12 protein-coding genes are annotated in these 19252 nt (G+C 50.6%); 4 read left to right on the top strand and 8 right to left on the bottom strand.

Annotation, left to right across the window (positions count from 1 at the left end; genetic code table 11):
- Positions 1-18 precede the first annotated feature (18 nt).
- The 4 genes from FHS90_RS03145 to FHS90_RS03130 form a co-directional block, all read right to left on the bottom strand.
- Positions 19-987, bottom strand: coding sequence for a polyprenyl synthetase family protein (locus tag FHS90_RS03145; protein WP_182511713.1), 969 nt, complete (start codon positions 985-987; stop codon positions 19-21).
- 310 nt (positions 988-1297) lie between these two features.
- Complete coding sequence (gene rnr, locus FHS90_RS03140; protein WP_182511711.1) at positions 1298-3658, bottom strand: ribonuclease R; 2361 nt, start codon at positions 3656-3658, stop codon at positions 1298-1300.
- Positions 3659-4196: 538 nt separating this feature from the next.
- Positions 4197-6017: an ABC transporter ATP-binding protein gene (locus tag FHS90_RS03135; protein ID WP_182511709.1), complete on the bottom strand. Its 1821-nt coding sequence runs from the start codon at positions 6015-6017 to the stop codon at positions 4197-4199.
- Positions 6018-6075: 58 nt separating this feature from the next.
- A complete protein-coding gene (locus FHS90_RS03130; protein WP_246386635.1) occupies positions 6076-6486 on the bottom strand; it encodes a lysozyme inhibitor LprI family protein in 411 nt (136 codons plus the stop codon).
- A gap of 247 nt (positions 6487-6733) precedes the next feature.
- Here FHS90_RS03130 and FHS90_RS03125 point away from each other — a divergent pair, with 247 nt between their 5' ends.
- The gene (locus FHS90_RS03125; RefSeq protein ID WP_182511707.1) at positions 6734-7342 is read left to right on the top strand and encodes a hypothetical protein; all 609 of its coding nucleotides are present in this window, start codon (positions 6734-6736) and stop codon (positions 7340-7342) included.
- A 128-nt stretch (positions 7343-7470) separates the two neighbouring features.
- On the opposite strand, the gene FHS90_RS03120 is transcribed toward FHS90_RS03125, so the two are convergent.
- Both FHS90_RS03120 and ileS read right to left on the bottom strand, forming a co-directional pair.
- Entirely contained in the window at positions 7471-8106 is a 636-nt protein-coding gene (locus FHS90_RS03120) for a lipoprotein signal peptidase (protein WP_182511705.1), read from the bottom strand.
- A gap of 91 nt (positions 8107-8197) precedes the next feature.
- Positions 8198-11743, bottom strand: coding sequence for an isoleucine--tRNA ligase (gene ileS / locus FHS90_RS03115; RefSeq protein ID WP_182511703.1), 3546 nt, complete (start codon positions 11741-11743; stop codon positions 8198-8200).
- 607 nt (positions 11744-12350) lie between these two features.
- Here ileS and FHS90_RS03110 point away from each other — a divergent pair.
- Positions 12351-13442 (top strand): dipeptide epimerase, encoded by a 1092-nt coding sequence (locus FHS90_RS03110; protein WP_182511701.1) that lies wholly within the window; start codon positions 12351-12353, stop codon positions 13440-13442.
- 542 nt (positions 13443-13984) lie between these two features.
- On the opposite strand, the gene FHS90_RS03105 is transcribed toward FHS90_RS03110, so the two are convergent.
- On the bottom strand, positions 13985-15481 hold the full coding sequence (locus tag FHS90_RS03105; RefSeq protein ID WP_182511699.1) for a glycine--tRNA ligase: 1497 nt from the start codon (positions 15479-15481) through the stop codon (positions 13985-13987).
- Positions 15482-15697: 216 nt separating this feature from the next.
- Between FHS90_RS03105 and FHS90_RS03100 the strand changes: the two genes are divergently transcribed.
- Together FHS90_RS03100 and FHS90_RS03095 are read left to right on the top strand one after the other, a co-directional pair.
- On the top strand, positions 15698-17104 hold the full coding sequence (locus FHS90_RS03100) for an inorganic phosphate transporter (protein WP_066834467.1): 1407 nt from the start codon (positions 15698-15700) through the stop codon (positions 17102-17104).
- Positions 17105-17505: 401 nt separating this feature from the next.
- A complete protein-coding gene (locus FHS90_RS03095; RefSeq protein ID WP_066834465.1) occupies positions 17506-18642 on the top strand; it encodes a hypothetical protein in 1137 nt (378 codons plus the stop codon).
- A 114-nt stretch (positions 18643-18756) separates the two neighbouring features.
- On the opposite strand, the gene FHS90_RS03090 is transcribed toward FHS90_RS03095, so the two are convergent.
- Positions 18757-19245 carry a hypothetical protein gene (locus FHS90_RS03090; protein WP_182511697.1) on the bottom strand — a complete coding sequence of 163 codons (489 nt, stop codon included), beginning with the start codon at positions 19243-19245 and terminating at the stop codon, positions 18757-18759.
- Positions 19246-19252: the final 7 nt, after the last annotated feature.

Below are 19252 nucleotides of genomic sequence, written 5' to 3'. Positions count from 1 at the left end.
GAGGCACCACTCCGTTTGTCAACTCTCCCGCTCAATCAGTTGAATAGCCAGAAGACGCAGCAGTTCCTTTTTACTGTTCAAGGCGTTTACCTCATTCAAATGATGCAACCCCTTTTGGAAATAGTGGTTAATCTGGTTCTGGGTCACTTTCTGGATTTCAAGCCCGTCATAAATCTCCTTTACCGCCTGTACCTTCTCCTGCTCATTGGCCGTTTGCCCCTGCCATTGCAACAGCTCCTGCTTTTGCGTGGCAGATGCCCGCTCCAGGGCAGTCAGCAAAAGGTAGGTCTTCTTGTCTGAGACAATGTCACCACCCACGCGCTTGCCAAATTTGGCCTGGTCACCGTACACGTCCAGCAGGTCATCGCGCAGCTGGAACGCCAGGCCCATGTTAATCCCGAACTCTTTCAGATGCCGGGCATCTTCTGGGGCGGCGTTGTTGATAAGTGCGCCCACTTCTAAGGCAAAACCCAGCAGAACGGCTGTTTTCAGCTTAATCATGTTCAGGTACTCGTCAATCTGCACATCTTGGCGGGTCTCAAACTCCATGTCCAGCTGTTGGCCTTCACAGACCTGGGCGGCGCAGGTAGAGAAAAGTCGCAGCACCGTGGCCAGTTTCTCCGGCTCAATCCCTAAGAAGAACTCATAGGCCCGCACCAGCATCACGTCTCCGCTCAAAATGGCGGTGTTGGTGTTCCATTTCTCGTGCACGGTCTCTTTTCCGCGGCGCAGCGGGGCCTGGTCCATGATGTCATCATGCATGAGCGTGAAGTTGTGGAAAACCTCTACCCCAATGGCGGGCATCAAGGCTTTATCCACATCATCATGGAAAAGATACGCCCCTAGTAACGTCAGCACCGGACGCACCCGTTTCCCGCCCAGTTCCATCATATACCGGATGGGCGCATATAGTTCATCTGGCTGCTGCCCGTACGTGAGCGTGGACAGCGTCTGGTTTATTCGTTCAGAGAAATGTGAAATATCCACAGAAGAAATCTTTAATGTTCAAGCCGATTAGCGGCTGAGGTGATCAAATTAGTAATAACGTGGCCATTCCCTAAGTTCTTCCCCTTCTCTCTTGTCATCCTGAAAGGATCTTGGTGGCAAGCTAGAAAGACAACTCCTACTAAAGTTCGTCCACAAGATCCTTTCAGAAGACATAAGGGGGAGTGACACACACCCAAAACTACTGTAAAATCAGGAAACAGGCGGTTTTGTTTTCTGGGAAAGAAGAAAAAAGCGTTTTCAGCCTGTTTTTCTCAAAACAGGCCAAAAACGCCTTTACCTTATTAGCCAACTACTTTTTGGCCACGGTATCAATGAGTTCCAGGTCAATGGTGCGCTCCAGCACATTGGCGGCTTTCACCTCCACAATCACCTCATCTCCAAAAGAAATGATGCGTTTGTTGTTCTGCCCAATGATGCGGTAGTTGGCGGAGTCCAGTTCGTAGAAATCATCCTGCAAATCGGCGAGCCGAACCATGCCTTCGCACTTGTTCTCCTCAATCTCCACGTACATGCCCCAATCCGTCAAGCCAGAGACAATGCCCTTGAACTGCTGACCAATGAACCCGGAGATATATTCTACCTGCTTGAACTTGATGGAAGCCCGTTCAGCGTCTGCGGCGCGTTTCTCCATGTCTGACGAATGCAGGCAGCGCTCTTCGTACTCCTCTTTCTCGGCGGTGTACTGCGCGTGGTTGTACTGGTCAATGAGGCGGTGCGCCATCATGTCTGGGTAACGCCTAATGGGCGAGGTAAAGTGCGAATAATGCGCAAATGCCAACCCAAAGTGGCCTTCCTCCTCGGTGCTGTACTTGGCCTTGGCCATGGTTCTGATGGCCAGGTTCTGCAGCACGCTCTGCTCCGGTTTGCCCTCCGTAGCATCGGCCAGCTTGTTCAGCTCTTTAGAGATGTCTTTGCCTTCCTCCAGGTCTACCTTGTAGCCAAACTTACGCGCGAAGAGCGAGAAATTCATCAGTTTCTCTGGGTCTGGCGCGCCGTGGGTACGGTACACCATGGTGAGCTTGTTCTTGCCTTTGCGCATCTTGTACACATGCTCGGCCACGTATTTGTTGGCTAACAGCATGAATTCCTCAATGAGTTTGTGGGCGTCTTTGCGCTCTTTCACATACAGAGAAAGCGGCATGCCGTTCTCATCCAGCTTGAATTTCACCTCAATGGTTTCAAAGTTCACCGCGCCGTTCTTGAAGCGCTTGTCTTTGAATTTCTTGGCCAGTTCGTTCAGCTTCAGGATTTCCTCTTTGTAATCGCCTTCACCAGTTTCAATCACCTCCTGCGCCTCTTCATAAGCGAAGCGGCGGTCTGAGTGAATGATGGTGCGGCCAATCCAGTACTGGTGTACTTTGGCGTTCTCATCAATTTCAAATACTACGGAGAAGGTCAGCTTGTCTTCATTCGGTCTTAACGAACAAAGTCCGTTAGACAGGCGCTCAGGCAGCATGGGAATGGTGCGGTCTACCAGGTACACCGAGGTGGCGCGGCGGTAGGCTTCTTTCTCCAATCTGGTGCCCGGCTGCACGTAATGCGTTACGTCTGCAATGTGCACCCCAATCTCCCAATTACCGTTCTCCAGCTTTCTTACGCTCAAGGCATCATCAAAGTCTTTGGCATCGGCGGGGTCAATGGTGAACGTGGTCACGTCCCTAAAGTCGCGGCGTTTGGCAATTTCCTCACGCGTGATGACGTCTGGAATGGCGTTGGCTTCTTCCTCTACTTTCTCCGGGAACTCAAACGGCAACCCGTACTCGGCCATGATGGCGTGAATCTCAGCGTTGTGTTCCCCGGCAGGGCCGAAGGTCCGGATGATTTCGCCCGTGGGGCTTTTATTGGGGTCTTCAGGCCATTCGGTAATCTTCACCAGCACCTTGTCGCCGTGTTGGGCATCGGCGAGGCCGCGTTCGCCCACAAATACGTCAAAGTACATGCGTTTCATGTCTGCCACCACAAACCCGAAGCCTTTTGACATCTCCAGCCGACCTACAATCTCTTCGCGCTCACGTTTGAGTACCTCTACCACTTCGCCCTCTGGGCGCTCGTTGGGTCTTCTGCTCTTGCGCAACTGCACGCGCACCGTGTCACCGGCCATGGCGAACATAAGCTTCTCCACAGGCACGCGCACGTCCTGCTCTGAGTCTTCGCTAATCACATAGGCATGGCGGCCGTTGGCCAAGTCTACTTTACCTACAATAGTAGGCCCGCCTCTGCGGGAAGCGCCACCAGAACGGTCACTATCTCTACGGCTGCTGCCGCGCTCTCCGCGCCCGCCGCGGTCAAAGCTACGTTCAGAAGAACTGCTGCCTTTAAAATCTGGGTTGAAGATATAGGCATCTTCCTGCAGGTGAATGAGCTCGCCGTTTTTGCGCATCTTCTTCAACAGCCCAAACACTTCTTCTCGGCCTTCTTTGTCATTGACGCCCAGGCGGCGGTGCAGCTGGCGGTAGGTGAATACTTTCTTAGGCTCCTGGCTGAAAATGTTCAGTAATACTTCCCTGGAGACGGTGCCCACATTTTGGGTACGGCCACCACGGCCGCGCGAACCGCCTCTTTCGCCTTTGGGGGCGCCTTCTTTTCTTCTACTATCAGACCGTGGGGCGGCATCTTTGCCAGCGCCTGGGCCTCTTCTTTTTCTTTCCATTAATTCTTCTCAAAAGTACTTGGCGCATTCTTATTCGGTTCGCCAAGGGTGGCAGTTCATTTTTCTGCCTTATCAATTTATTTCTTTTTTGCTTTCCGCCGCGGCGGAAAACGTTTTTCTGTTTCTGGCCTGTTTTTGGGAAAATAGGTTAAAAACGTCCCTAGATTCAGAGGCAACCTATTGCGCCTTCACTACTTTATATCCCACCCACATACATCTATATTCCCCATTTTATCATTCTGGAAGAATCTTGTGGGCAAGCTAGAAAAGCGTTTACTCAACAGTAATTACCGTTCTTCACCTGTTCCTTTCAGGAAGACAAAAAGAGAGAAAGCTTTTGAATTCCATCTTATCAAGTTCCTGAATTTCTGCGCAGGCTACTTTTCCGTTTTTAGCCTGTTTTGGCGAAAACAGATCAAAAACGCCGGCACAAGCGGACGCTTGCGCCATGGCTAAGTAAATGCAACTGCTGTTTTTGGCCTGTCTTCAGGAAAATGAGCCGAAAACGTAGGCTTACCTTAGCGTTTCGCAAATATATTCATTCGTCTATACTTGCTTTATATGCTTTTCGTTTCTCTTGCGCCGCTAAAATATCTGCTAATTCTCCGGTGGGCACAGCTTGTAGCAACGTTTTGGTGTACGCGTGCTGCGGATTACTGAAAATTTGCGGCGCGGGGCCCTGCTCCACAATCTGGCCTTTGTCCATGACCAACAGGCGGTCTGCCATAAACTTGGCTACTGCCAAATCATGCGTGATGAACAAGATGGTAAGGTGGAACTCGCGTTTGAGGCGGTTGAGCAAGTTAAGTACCTGTGCTTGCACAGATACGTCTAACGACGAAACTACTTCGTCACAGATGATACACGTGGGTTCCAGCGCCAGGGCGCGCGCAATACAGATGCGCTGCTGCTGTCCGCCGGAAAATTCATGGGGATAACGGTTAAAATGTTCGGGGAGCAGCCCTACCGTTTCCAGTAGTTCCAGCGCGCGTTGCCTTCTTTCCCTGCTACTTTTCAACACCTGATGCGCCTGCATGGGTTCCATGATAGCCTCCCCAATTTTCATGTGCGGGTTGAGCGATGCGAACGGGTCCTGGAATATCATCTGGAAGTCTTTCCGGCTTTTACGCAGCTCTTCTTTGGGCAGATTGCTCCAGTCTTTGCCGTTGAAAAGTATCTTGCCCGAACTGGGTTCTATCAACCGTACTAACGCGCGGCCCAACGTAGTTTTTCCACAGCCAGACTCCCCTACAATGGCCATGGTTTCTCCGGGGAAAACTTCAAAGGAAACACCGTTAACCGCAGTTATTCGCTCTTTCTGCTTCAAAAGAAAGCCGCTACTCACAGAGAAGCCTACGTGTACATCTTCTACCTGCAACAGCGGCTGCTCCGGCTCCTTTTCTGGCTGTGGATTGTGTGATTCTGCCGTGATAGGTGCTGCTTTGTCCACAGCAAAAGATGGTTCTGGAGAAAAGGTTTCCTCCCTTGCTACAACTTGTTTATCGGCCTTGGCCGAAAGGAAATCTGCAATGGTGGGCAGCACACTTACCTGCGTCTTGAGCGTAGGCCGGCAGGCCAGCAGGGCTTTGGTGTACGGGTGCTGCGGTTGGGTGAAAATATCAAGGGTGGTGCCTTGTTCCACTATTTGGCCTTGGAACATGACCAGAATCCTGTCGGCCATTTGAGCCACTACGCCTAAGTCATGGGAAATAAAGAGGACCGAGGTGCCGTTTTTCAAGCGCAGCTCGTTCAGCAAGTCCAGAATGGCGGCCTGTACGGTGACATCAAGGGCGGTGGTAGGCTCATCGGCAATCAAGATAGACGGTTCACAGGCCATGGCCATGGCAATCATCACCCGCTGCTTCTGCCCCCCTGACAGCTGGTGTGGAAAACTCCTGTAAATCTTCTCCGGCTGCGGCAGCTGTACCATCTCCAGAAGCCGCAGGGTACGCTGGTACGCCTCTTCTTTGGAAATAGTCAAGTGGATTTGCAAGACCTCCATCACCTGTTTTCCACAGGAGATAACGGGGTTCAGAGAAGACATGGGGTCCTGGAAAACAATGGAGATATCATTGCCCCTTATTTTCTGCATCTGCTTCTCGGGCAGAGAAAATAAGTCTACCTCCCCTAACTTGGGAGAATTGAAAAGCGCATTTCCTGCTACTGTGGCTGACTGCGTCTCCAGCAGCTGCATCAATGACAACGCCGTAACCGTTTTGCCGGAGCCGGATTCGCCCACTATGGCCAACGTCTCCCCTTTCTGCAGTTGAAAAGACATATTCTGCACCGCCTGCACCAGCCCCTGCCGCGTTTGGAACTGTATGCTTAACTGGTCAACTTGTAGAAGCGGTTTTTTCAAGGAGGAGATGTTGAGGGCACTTTTCTTTAGGAGCTATTTTAAAATAAGGAATTGGGGCTTATTCTTTCTCTTTCACAGAGCCGGTACAGGCATCCGTTTCTTTGACACCTGTGAGCCATACCCGCAACTTTTTAATTCTTTCACTGGTGAGTTCTTCCAGAAAGGCTGCCCTGCAGATGGCATGAATGGAGCCATAGTGCCCTGGCTCCCGCTCTGGGTACTTCATTTTGAGTTCAGCATCTCTAAAGGAAACCCAGATTCTCTGTGAGGCTTTGAGATTAGAAATAAAGGCGGTATCTGATTTGTAGTCAGTGAGAATCTTCTGGTACACCTCATTCAATTCTTTATCAGCTTTCTGGTAGTCAGCGTACGCCTGGCGGTTCATTTCGGCCTGCGTCTGCCCAAAGCAGTAACCTGTAAGAAACAAGAAGAAGATGAGGAACAGATTTTTCACACTATGCTTCGTCAAAAGTTTTATGATTCCTGTTTTGGGGCTGTTTTTATGAAAACAGCTCCAAAACACCTTTTTAAATACCCACTAATAAGCCAGGCGGTGTACACCAAAGATAGCCAAATACCCTTACAACCAGAATCTCGTATAGAGGCAAAAGCGAAGCAAATTTGGCATTGGGCACAACTAAAATAGAGATTCTTAAGTAATGGTCTTTACCGCATGATAGGCTTCTGCTTTCAGATCTTCAATACCACACCTTTTTATGAAACACATTCACTACTACGCATCCTTTTTATTCAAGTCATTCTTAGCCGGTATCTTCTGCCTTTTAGTGGCTCAAAGTGCTTCTGCCCAGCATATCTATAAAAACAACTTTAGAACGGGTGTGGGCTTCGCCTATATTGTGGAAGGCGACAACAGCGGCGCCATCTTTACTCAACAGTATACCCGCGAGTTGAGTGACCGGTTGAACTTTTCTATCTCTGGCGAGTACCTGAGCTCGTCCCGCTATGACCAGAGCAAGGAGATTTTTACCTCCCGCAAGGCCTTTGTGATGTTTGATGCCTCGCTTTTCTTTGATTTAATTGAAAGTGAGAAATATTCCATTAGAATTGGCGCGGGTCCGGCGGTGCGGAGACGTTCTGAGGTAGACCTGGTACAGGGCGTCCTGGGAAATAATACCACGCCGGGAACTACCGCCGGTGAAAATTTCATCCATAGCCGGGAGAAGGACTTTGGCGGAAAGGTAGTGCTGGAAAACGACTTCTTCAGTGACAACCGCCTGTTCTTTGGCTGGAGGGCCTCTGGCTACTTCTACAATGCCGGTACGTCTATCTTCTCTGCCGGCCTGACCATGGGCTACTCGTTTTAGTTGTTCGTTCTTGGTTATTTGTTGTTCGTAACCTCAAGATTTTGCGTTTTCGGGCTGTTTTTCTGAAAACAGGCTGAAAACAGATGTACCATAAAAAGAAAGGCCGCTTCTGGGAGCGGCCTTTCTTTTTATGCTTCTACTATGTTTATCTCCTGCGGATTGCTGTTCTCCAGGTTCTGCTTTTGCGGCTGGTGGTTCAGAAACTTGTTCTGGTTGAGAATAATAATGGCCACACCCACAAAAATAGCCGCGTCTGCTATATTAAAGATTGGCCAAAGCGACATAGGCGTTCCGCCAATGAGGGGAATCCAGTGCGGCAGAATCCCTTCCCAGATATCAATGTAGAACATGTCAATCACCTGGCCGTGCAGCCACGGCGTGGGCGCATCATAGGGCGCATTGTCTAACATCACACCGTAGAAAATACTGTCAATCAGGTTGCCAATGGCCCCGCCCAGAATCAGACCTACGCACCAGATCAGCCCTTTGGGGTAACGGTGCTGCACCAGGTAGTAAATCAAGTACCCAATGCCCACTGCGGCTCCCATTCTGAAGACCGTGAGAATAATCTTGCCGTACTCTGAGCCTAACTGCACGCCAAAGGCCATGCCGGGATTCAGCGTGTAGTGCAGCTTAAACCAGTCCCCAAACACCGGGATCTGGCCAGGCAGGCCCATCTCCATGTTGTAATGCACCAACAGTTTTACTACGTGGTCAATGATGATCACCAGCAGGGCGGCCAGATAAAATTTAGTATACTTCATGAGTTATGGTTAACCGTCTGTTTTCGGCCTGTTTTTCTGAAAACAGGCCGAAAACAGACGGCAGTTTATGCTCTATTTCAGGGGTTGCTGATTAGCGGGCTACTTCCAAACGTACCGGCAGGTTGAATTCGTCTAGTTCCAGTACGGTGGCGTCAGTGAGTTCCGGTACCAGCTTCAGCTCCACGGCCTGTACTTCCTCAGAAATATAGGCGCCGTAGGCTCTCAAGGCCGCTGCCACTTCTTCCTGGCCTTCCTGCAGGAACACCCTGATTTTGTCTTGCACATCCAGGCCGCTGTCTTTGCGCAGGTTCTGCAGACGGTTCACCAGTTCGCGGGCCATGCCTTCCAGTTTCAGGTCCTCAGAGATGGTGATGTCCAGGGCCACGGTCAAGGAACCTTCAGAAGCCACCAGCCAGCCGGGGATATCTTCGCTCAGGATTTCCACGTCTTCACGGCTCAGCACGGTGGTTTCGTCTTCGCCCAAGGCGATTTCAAAGAAGCCTTCGCGCTCCATTTTGGCGATGTCTTCCTGTCCCATCTGCTGGATTTGCGCGGTTACCAACTTCAGCTTCGGCCCGAATACCTGGCCCAGACGCTTGAAGTTGGGCTTAATTTTCTTCACCAGAATGCCGGTGGTGTCTTCCAGGTACTCCAGCGTTTTCACGTTCACCTCAGACAGAATCAAATCTTCCACAGCCTGCAGTTGGTTCTTCGTTTTCTCGTCTAAGATAGGCACCAAGATACGGCTCAACGGCTGACGCACTTTAATCATCTGCTTCTTGCGCAGCGAGTGCACCAGCGAAGAAACCGTTTGCGCTAAATGCATGCGCTGCTCCAAATCTACGTCAATCAGGTCTTGCTGCACGTCTGGGAAGAACTCCAGGTGAATAGACTCGGCCTGGCTGCGGCCACTTACGCGGTTCAGATCCAGGAACAACCTATCCATGTAGAAAGGCGCAATGGGTGACGCCAGTTTAGCCACGGTCTCTAAACAGGTGTAGAGCGTTTGGTAGGCGGCGCGTTTGTCCTGGTTCAGTTCGCCTTTCCAGAAGCGTTTGCGGTTCAGGCGCACGTACCAGTTACTTAGGTCATCGGTCACGAAATCCTGAATGGCGCGGGCGGCTTTGGTAGGGTCATAGTCGTCAAAGAAAGCGGCTACTTCCTGCACCAGCGTGTTCAGGCGGGAGATAATCCAGCGGTCACTTTCGGTACGCTGCGCCACCGGCACTTCGGCCTCCTGGAACGTGAACCCGTCAAGATTGGCGTACAGCGCGAAGAACGAGTACGTGTTCTGCAACGTGCCGAAGAAACGGCGCTGAATCTCAGTGATGCCGTCAATATTAAACTTGAGGTTATCCCAAGGCGGAGCGTTCACAATCATGTACCAGCGGGTGGCATCCGGACCAAACCGACCGATGGTCTCAAACGGGTCAATGGCATTGCCGAGGCGCTTGCTCATTTTGTTGCCGTTCTTGTCCAGCACCAAGCCGTTCGCAATCACGTTCTTGAAGGCCACGCTGTCTTCCAGCATCACAGCCAGCGCGTGCAACGTGAAGAACCAGCCACGGGTTTGGTCTACGCCTTCGGCGATGAAGTCTGCCGGGAAGTTCTGCTCAAAAATCTCTTTGTTCTCAAACGGATAATGCCACTGCGCATACGGCATCGCGCCCGAGTCAAACCACACGTCAATGAGGTCGGTTTCCCGTTTCATGGGTTTGCCGCTGGGGCTTACCAACACAATGTTATCCACATACGGGCGGTGCAGGTCAAAGCTGTAATAATCAAAGTCTCCCATCTGGAACTGGGCATTTTCGTCCTCAGCGCCAATGGCTTTTTTCAACAGCTCCTCGGCTTTGTCCAGCAAAGATTCTTTCTCATTAGCCTCTGCGGTTGCGCCCGTCCCTCCTGCTTTGCGCAGCGGGTTTTCAGTCATCACGTCGGCGGCGATGCTGCGCTCAATCTCGCGGTCCAGTTCTACAACCGAGCCGATGCAGATTTCCTCGTCGCCGTCTTCGGTGCGCCAGATAGGCAGCGGCGTTCCCCAGTAGCGCGAGCGCGACAGGTTCCAGTCTACCAGATTCTCCAGCCAGTTACCAAAGCGGCCACTTCCGGTTGATTCTGGTTTCCAGTTGATGGTTTTGTTCAGTTCAATCAACCGTGATTTAACCGCGGTGGTTTTGATGAACCAGGCATCTAACGGGTAATAGAGAATAGGTTTATCGGTGCGCCACGAGTGTGGGTACGTGTGCTCGTATTTCTCTACCTTGAAGGCTTTGTTCTCTTCTTTCAGAATGATGGAGATGATGACATCAGTGTTCTTGTAATCCGGATGACTTTCATCTTCATTGGTGTAATTCTTCACGTAGAAGTCATCTGCGCCCAGCGGTTTGTGGGTTTTGATGTTGTACTTTTGTACGCCTTCCTGCAGCCGCAGCCCAATCTCGTTGATGAATTTGCCCCGTTTATCAACAGTGGGTAACTCATTGCCCAACTCATCTTTAATAGTAAGCGCCGGAATGCCGTGCTGCTTGGCTACCCTAAAGTCATCGGCCCCGAAAGTAGGCGACGTATGTACTACGCCGGTTCCGTCTTCGGTGGTCACAAAATCACCGGCAATTACCTGGAACGCTTGGTCTGCGTCATAGAACGGCTGCAGATACGGCATAAGTTGCTCATACCTTAGACCTACTAATTCCCGGCCAGTGAACTCCTGCACCATCTCATACGGAATAGCTTTGTCGCCGGGCTTGTAGTCTGCAAGAGCTAAGTCTTTGTTCTTCTCAGAGAAATATTTGCCTACCAGCGCCTTCGCCAGCACCACGCTCACGGGTTGGTGCGTGTACGGGTTGAAGGTGTTGATTTGTACGTAGCTGATTTTCTCACCCACGGCCAAAGCGGTGTTAGACGGCAAGGTCCAGGGCGTGGTGGTCCAGGCCAGGATAAAGACATCGCCCGTAGGGCGCGTGAACAGAAAATCTGATTGCGCGTCTCTAGTGACTTTGAACTGCGCCACAATAGAGGTGTCTTTTACTTCTTTGTAGCAGCCCGGCTGGTTCAACTCATGCGAGCTAAGCCCCGTTCCGTCTGAAGGCGAGTACGGCTGAATGGTGTAGCCTTTATACAGGTAACCTTTGTCATAGAGTTTCTTGAGCAGCGCCCAGTTTGACTCTATGTATTGGTTGTCAAAGGTGATGTACGGGTTGTTCAGGTCCACCCAATAGCCCATGCGCTCGGTGAGGTCGTCCCACTGGTGCTTGAAACGCATCACGGTTTCGCGGCAGCGGGCGTTGTACTCCTCTACCGAGATGGTCTTGCCGATGTCATCTTTGATGATGCCCAACTCTTTCTCTACCTGCAGCTCAATAGGCAGGCCATGAGTATCCCAACCGCCTTTACGCACTACCTGAAAGCCTTGCAGGGTTTTGTAGCGGCAGAAAATATCTTTCACGGCGCGGGCCATCACGTGGTGAATACCCGGGGCACCGTTGGCCGAAGGTGGCCCTTCATAAAATACGAAGGTGGGGTTGCCCTCGCGGGTCTCTACCGACTTCTCGAAAACGCGGTTCTGCTTCCAGTAGGCTCTCACCTCTTCGGCCAGACCGGCATAGTCTAATTGTTTATACTCGTTGTACTTCACCTTTTTGAATGTATGGTGGGTTCGCTGAAATTTACGTGGCTGGCGCTTCAGAACGTCTCTTGTCCTGAAGCAACGCTTGCTGAAACCGGCTGCCGCCGACATATTGGCGCACAGCTTCTTTGGCTCAACTTAGCAAAGTTAAGCAATAATTAACTTGTGCACGGGTTCTGCCCGTTTTTTCCGTTTCCGGGCTGTTTTCCAGAAAATAGCCCAAAAACGGAAAAGCCAGCTCAAAGTTCTTAGGTTTCTAAGAGAACATTCTCTCACTGATGCTGGCTAATTAGTGCTGGCGCGAGTCTCTGACTCGTGCCTTTTAGTGCGTGGAGTCTCCAGACTCCCGGTTCCGGCTTATGGTTTCCGGCGAGTCTGGAGACTCGCATCACCTTTGTCACGAGTCAGAGACTCGCGCCAGAAATTGGTAGAACCAATAAACTTCTTTTCCATTTCTGGCCAGTTTTCTGAAAAATAGGCCAGAAACGCAATGTTATTTATTCATGAACAACTGCTGATTTCTACTTGAGCTAAGCCGCGGTAACTAAATCCTGAAAATTTTAAAGAATCCTGAAAATCCTGCTTTTCTTTGCTCCTCTATTTATTCACCTATTCTATGGCTCCCACCCAAATTGTCTCGGTACGTTTTCAACCGCTGAACCTCCCTTTGAAAGAACCTTTTGCCATTGCCACGGGCACACAATACAACGTGGAAAACGTGCTGGTACAGGTGGAGTTATCCAGCGGAATAGTGGGTTTGGGTGAAGCTGCGCCGTTTCCGGCGGTGAGCGGCGAGACGCAGGAAAGCACGCTTTCCACGTTGAAAGGCTTGGAGCCGATGCTGCTAGGGAAAGACGTGCGGGAATGGCGTACGCTGGCAAAAGAATTATCCACCCTCGCCTATGACACACCCGCAGCTCGTTGCGGTGTGGAAATGGCCTTGTTGGATGCCCTTTGTCAACAGTACAACATGCCGCTCTACGTGTTCTTCGGAGGGGTGGGAACTGAGTTGAGTACTGATTTAACCATTACCGCCGGCGATGAAGCCCATGCCGCCGCATCTGCCAAATCTATTGTAGACCGCGGCTTCTCTGTGATTAAAGTCAAAACTGAAGGCGTAGATGTGGACTATGATATTCGCCGTTTGCAAGCTATTCACACCGCCGCGCCCCAAGCCACGTTGATTGTTGACGGGAACTGCGGCTATGATTTGGCCCGCGCCCAAGCATTTGTCCACAAAGCTGTAGAGGCGAAACTTCCTATTATTCTGCTGGAACAGCCGCTCGCCAGGGAAAACTGGGAAGACCTGAATGTGTTGGCAACCTCCTGCCCTTTCCCCATTGCCGCAGATGAATCGGCGCGCAGCGCCGAAGATGTGGCCCGCCTCGCTCAAGACCTAAGCGCGGCGGTTGTCAACATTAAATTGATGAAGTGCGGCGTGCTGGAAGCGCTGCAGATGGCGGCGCTGGCGCAAGTGCATGGCTTGGGCCTCATGATTGGCGGCATGGTAGAAAGCCTGCTGGCTATGACTTTCTCCGCGCACTTTGCAGCGGGCATTGGCGGGTTTGACTTTGTAGATTTAGATACGCCCCTGTTCATTGCCGAGCACCCGTTCACCGGCGGCTTTGACCAAAACGGTCCTTCTTTAAGATTGCAGGCAGACGTGGCGGGGCATGGGGTGAAGATGGCTGCGCCGATGGTTGGGTAAAATTCCTGATAAAGCTTGTGAAAGCGTTTTCGGCCTGTTTTCTGGAAAACAGGCCGAAAACGCTTTTTTGTTTTTTAGCCTCTTATGTAGATACTCCCCCTTTGAAAATAGAACAGATTATATTCTAACTACAAGATGCTAAGGTTGCTCTTCCGGATTTGCAATCCGGAAGCAAGTACGGAGGGGATTTGTAATCCCCGTATCTGCACCTTTGAGCGGCAAAAGCCGCGGATTGGAAATCCGCAGGATATTCAAGTTCGGGATTTGAAATCCCGAACAGCGGTGACATACGCGATAGCAATTATTGGGAACGCCATTACCGGCTGGTGTCAACATCCCCTGCCCCCTTCAAAGGGGGAATATCTACTGGAGTTAGGGAATATCTCCTAGAGTGGAAGGATTATCATGTGGGAAACTTTATTTCTCTATTTCACCACTGTCTGCATCTTTCCACAATAAAAAAGGCGCTCCTGCGGTAGGAGCGCCTTTTGTTTGTTTTCGTTTTTGACCTGTTTTGGTGAAAACAGGCCAGAAACACACAGCTACAATTTCTCGAAAATACGCTTGAAGCTCACCGCATCACCAATGTACTGGCGAAGCTCTGAAATATGCATGCGCTTCTGCTCGCGGCTGTCGCGGTCCCGGACTGTGACGGTGTTGTTCTCCAGGGTTTCGTAATCAACCGCAATGCAGAATGGGGTTCCAATCAAGTCTTGGCGGGTGTAGCGTTTGCCAATGGCATCGCGCTCTTCATAGATCATGTTGAAGTCAAAGCGCAGGTCGTTGAAGATTTCCATGGCTTTTTCTGGTAGTCCGTCTTTCTTCACGAGCGGGAACACGGCGGCTTTTACTGGGGCAATGGCCGGGTGGAACTTCAGGAAAGTACGGGTCTTGGTGTTCTCGCCTTCGGTGATCTCCTCTTCCTGATAGGCGTTGCAGAGCGTCATCAGGAACAGACGGTCGGCGCCTACGGAGGTTTCCACTACGTATGGCACGTAGTTTCCATAGGGTTTGCCGTCTTCATTGAGGTCGTTGTCAAAGTACTGCTGTTTTTTGCGGCTTAGTTCCTGGTGCTGGGTCAGGTCAAAGTCAGTGCGGGAGTGGATTCCTTCCACTTCTTTGAAACCGAACGGGAATTCAAACTCAATGTCAACGGCGGCGTTGGCGTAGTGGGCCAGTTTCTCGTGGTCATGGTAGCGTAGTTTTTCGGCGGGCACGCCGAGGGCCTCGTGCCAGTTACGGCGCATGGTTTTCCAGTGCTGGTACCATTCCATCTCAGTGCCAGGCCGCACGAAGAACTGCATCTCCATCTGCTCAAACTCGCGCATTCTGAAGATGAACTGACGGGCCACAATTTCGTTCCGGAAGGCTTTTCCAATTTGGGCAATCCCGAAGGGTACTTTCATACGGCCCGATTTCTGCACGTTCAGGAAGTTCACAAAAATTCCCTGGGCAGTCTCGGGGCGTAGGTAAATGGTGCTGGACTCCTCGGCCACCGAACCTACTTGTGTGGAGAACATGAGGTTGAACTGGCGCACCTCGGTCCAGTTGGAAGTGCCTGACAAGGGGCACTTTATGCCTTCTGCGATAATGAGTTCCTGTACACCTTTCAGGTCTTCGGCCTCCAGCAGACGCGCCATTTGGTTGAGCAGGTTCTGCTTTCTTTCCACATCACCGGCTTTCTCATACTCGGCGGCTTTCTCCTCTATCAGGACATCGGCGCGGTAGCGCTTCTTGGAGTCTTTGTTGTCAATCATGGGGTCGTTGAACGAGTCAACGTGGCCCGAGGCTTTCCAGGTGAGCGGGTGCATGAAGATGGCGGCGTCAATGCCCACCACGTTCTGGTGCAGCTGGGTCATGCACTTCCACCAAAGTGTTTTGAGGTTGTTCTTCAGCTCCACCCCGTTTTGGCCATAATCATACACGGCCTGCAGGCCGTCATAAATCTCGCTGGACGGGAACACGAAGCCGTATTCCTTGGCGTGCGAAATGATATCTTTTAACTGTGCGTTTTCTGTGGTTTTCTCAGTAGTGCTCATACGCGCAAATATAGGGGTTTTGGTGGCACATACGTTTTTCAATTTGAGAGAACTAGGGTAAAGGCGAAATAGAACCGCATCTTTCTGAGACATTTTACCGCTTTTTAGTAGCGGTTGGGCGTATGTTACCGCAATGTTATCTGATTTAACAATTCGGTAACATTGAAAGGAAATTAAACAGGTACTTTTGGCGTCTTTTTTTTACTCTTTAAATCTATGTTCGGCTTAGAAACTGACTTGTTGATCCTGCTGGTAATCTGTTTACTGGCAGCCTGCGCCTTTGAGTTTGTGAATGGTTTCCATGATACGGCAAACGCAGTGGCCACTGTTATCTACACCAACACACTGCGCCCCTGGGCGGCCGTGATCTGGTCTGGCTTCTGGAATTTCATTGGCGTGTTTGCCGGCGGTATTGGGGTAGCCATGGGTATTGTGTACCTCCTGCCTATTGAGACGCTCATTGACCAGGACGTCTGGCACGGCATTGCCATGATTGGGGCCCTGTTGATCAGCGCCATTCTCTGGAACCTGGGCACGTGGTACTACGGCCTTCCCTCTTCCAGTTCCCACACGTTGATTGGCTCCATTCTGGGTCTGGGGATTGCTTACTCCCTGCTTCCGTCTACCAACGGCGCCACTTTTGCCTGGAGCGAGGCTACCAAAACCGGCATGTCTTTGATTGTGTCTCCGTTCCTGGGCTTCACCCTCACGGTATTCCTGATGTTCATCCTGAAGCGTTTTGTGAAGAACAAGACCATTTTCAAGGAGCCGCATAAACGCAAAGCCCCGCCATTGTGGATCAGAATTATCCTGATCATCACGTGTACGCTGGTTTCTTTCTTCCATGGTTCTAATGACGGACAGAAAGGTGTGGGTCTGGTCATGCTGATTCTGATTGCCATTGTCCCTACCTATTTCGCCCTGGACCATACCAAGAACCCGTTTGAGCTGCAGACCTCGCTGGTAAAAGTAGAGCAGGTGTTGGGCAAAGTAGACAGCACGGTTCTTTCTGCCTCAGATGCAGAGGAACTGCGTAAGTTAAACGCCGAAGTGCTGGAGATGAAAGGGATTTTTGCCGCCAGCGCCGGTTTAAAAGAATTACCCAAAGATGACCGCTTTAAGCTCAGAAGAGACATTCTGCTCATCACCAAAGGCACTGATAAATTGATGGAGAGCAAAGACGTGAGCCTGAGCCCCCGTGACCGTGGTACCTTGAAAGAAGGCGTAACGGGTATGCGGGCTTTCACAGACTACGCGCCTAACTGGGTGATCATGATGATTGCACTGTCACTGGGCATAGGGACCATGATTGGCTGGAAACGCATTGTAAAAACCATTGGCGAGAAGATTGGGAAAGAGCATCTCACCTACGCCCAGGGCGCCTCTGCTGAGTTTATGGCGGCCAGTGTGATTGGCTTCTCCACGTTTGTCTTCAAACTGCCCGTTAGTACTACCCACATTCTGTCTTCTGGTATTGCCGGTAGTATGGTGGCTAACCGCGGTATCAAAAACCTGAACCCCAGCACCATCAGGAACATAGCCATGGCCTGGGTGTTAACCCTCCCGGTTTCTATGTTTTTATCAGGCACGCTGTTTCTGCTCTTCCGGTGGATGTTCAGTTAACCTGTAATTTCCCATAAATTAAAAGGGGGTGCTGATATTTCAGCGCCCCCTTTTTTGTGCCCCGCACCTGCCGTTTTTCCACCTACGGTGTCTGTTGACAAGTTAGAGAAGGGGGCTCACTCTTTGACCTCTTCTTTCTCAAATTATGCCCTTTTTTGACGCGGAGCCGGTATTTTGTATAAAGGTCTCTGGTGGATAACCTTACTTCTACTTTTTCTGTTTTTGAGCTGTTTTCAGAAAAACAGCTCAAAAACGCACTAGGTGACAGAGGTTTCTCCTGCATTCAGGAACTGGCTTTGGTGGGATTGAATATGTACCTGGTAGTTTTTATCTCGTATGTATTTTGATAATTTCAGCTTCTCCTACTTTCAAAATGCCTCAACTAACCCTCCCTAATTTTCATGGCTAAATCAAGAAAGAGTAAAGGTTCGCTGGTTCCTGCCCAACCTTACAAGTTCAGAAAGAGAACCGGTGTGCTGGACCTGCTAATCCGGAAGGAAAAGAACTTTCTTTACTTCATTGCCTTCTCCCTTATTCTGTGCGGGGCAGTTTATCCTTACACGCCGGTGGCCATGTGGGTGGGTTTTGCCTTTGCCGGGTATTCTGCCATTGCCAATGACAGCATCCAGACCATAGGCACGTTCATTGTTTCTAATGAAGACAAGAAATGGTACTGGCAGTGGCTTTTCATGGGCGGCATCTTTCTGGCTACTGTCTTCTACAGCTGGTACATGTTTAACGGTGACGTGACGTACCAGCGGTTGGCTTCTAAAGGCTTTAAAGACACGCCAGAGAATTTTGTGTTCCTGCAGCTGGCCTCCCCGGTGATTCTCCTGCTCCTGACGCGCTTTAGAATTCCGGTGTCTACCACGTTCATGCTGCTGAGTGTGTTCACCATTGACTCCTCCGCTATTTTCAGCATGGTGAACAAAAGCCTGCTAGGGTATGTGGCGGCCTTTCTGGCGGCGCTGCTGCTTTACCTGGGGCTGTCCCCTATCATCAAGCGTTTCATCAAAGGCGAAGCTCATGGCGCCTGGATTTGGGCCCAATGGATCATTAGTGGGTTTTTATGGCACACCTGGCTGGCGCAGGATCTGGCCAATGTGGCGGTTTACCTGCCCCGCCAGCTCAGTTGGGTGGAGTTCTCGGTGTTTGCAGGTTTCATCTTCTTTGGGTTGGCGTACCTTTTTTACAGGCGCGGTGAGAAGATCCAGCATATTATCAATGAGAAGTCTGAAGTACGGGATGTGCGCAGTGCCACCATTATTGACCTGATCTACTCTATTATCTTGTACTTCTTCAAAGAGGTGAACAATATTCCTATGAGTACCACCTGGGTGTTTGTGGGGCTGCTGGCGGGCCGTGAGCTGGGCATGCGCATCAGGGCCAAAGATTCTGGCAGCAAGTTCTCTAAAACCTTTAAACTCATTGGGAAAGACGTTTTCTCTGTAGCCATTGGCCTGGTGATCTCTGTGCTTCTGGCCATTGCCATCAATCCTGCCATCCAGGATGAAATCAAAGCTTTTTTCACACGATAAACCTCCACTCTTACCCAACAAAAAAGGGCGATCCAGATCTGGACCGCCCTTTTTTGTTAGGTAGATGTTTCACGTTTTTGGGCTGTTTTTCTAAAAACAGCCCAAAAACGGCTTTTAGCCTTCGTTGCTTTCAGCTGGCCATAGTACCTCCAGGTTGTCATCCATGTGCACCCCGAAGTTTACGGCCAATAGTTTGCCTTGCTCAAAGTAAAGGTCAATCATCTCCTTGTCATAAGAGAGGCAGGTCACGTTGTCTTCTATTTTCTCTTTCTCAACGCTCTGTATTCCGTGTTGCTTGAAGAGGTCTTCTACCTCTTGCTGGCTTAGTTCAAATATCTTCTTACCCCAGAGGGTCACGTTGGGGTTGGCCGTCTCAATGCAGCTCAAACGGTAGTCGTCTTCCTGGTCAAAGTAGAAGGAGAAGCCAGTGTCCCAGTAGTTCCAGGCCTTGTGCTCAAACTCGTCTTCCTCATCTGACTCTTCTATTTCTTCGGGCTCGCCCATGATCTCTTCCACGTCGTCCATGGTCAAACCAAATCTTAAGTCGCCAATGCCGTAGCCCAGCTTTATCTCATGATCGAATTGCTCTTTGTCCTGTTCCATAGTTTTC

This window comes from Rufibacter ruber, assembly GCF_014138425.1.
Lineage (GTDB): Bacteria > Bacteroidota > Bacteroidia > Cytophagales > Hymenobacteraceae > Nibribacter > Nibribacter ruber_C.
The sequence above is the reverse complement of the archived record's forward strand: the minus strand, read 5'-3'. Positions and strand labels throughout refer to the sequence as shown.

Bases quoted from the DNA above. Each gene is read 5' to 3' on its own strand.
- rnr (WP_182511711.1), bottom strand. From the start codon at position 3,658: ATGGAAAGAAAAAGAAGAGGCCCAGGCGCTGGCAAAGATGCCGCCCCA.
- FHS90_RS03125 (WP_182511707.1), top strand. From the start codon at position 6,734: ATGAAACACATTCACTACTACGCATCCTTTTTATTCAAGTCATTCTTA.
- FHS90_RS03120 (WP_182511705.1), bottom strand. From the start codon at position 8,106: ATGAAGTATACTAAATTTTATCTGGCCGCCCTGCTGGTGATCATCATT.
- FHS90_RS03110 (WP_182511701.1), top strand. From the start codon at position 12,351: ATGGCTCCCACCCAAATTGTCTCGGTACGTTTTCAACCGCTGAACCTC.
- FHS90_RS03105 (WP_182511699.1), bottom strand. From the start codon at position 15,481: ATGAGCACTACTGAGAAAACCACAGAAAACGCACAGTTAAAAGATATC.
- FHS90_RS03100 (WP_066834467.1), top strand. From the start codon at position 15,698: ATGTTCGGCTTAGAAACTGACTTGTTGATCCTGCTGGTAATCTGTTTA.
- FHS90_RS03095 (WP_066834465.1), top strand. From the start codon at position 17,506: ATGGCTAAATCAAGAAAGAGTAAAGGTTCGCTGGTTCCTGCCCAACCT.
- FHS90_RS03090 (WP_182511697.1), bottom strand. From the start codon at position 19,245: ATGGAACAGGACAAAGAGCAATTCGATCATGAGATAAAGCTGGGCTAC.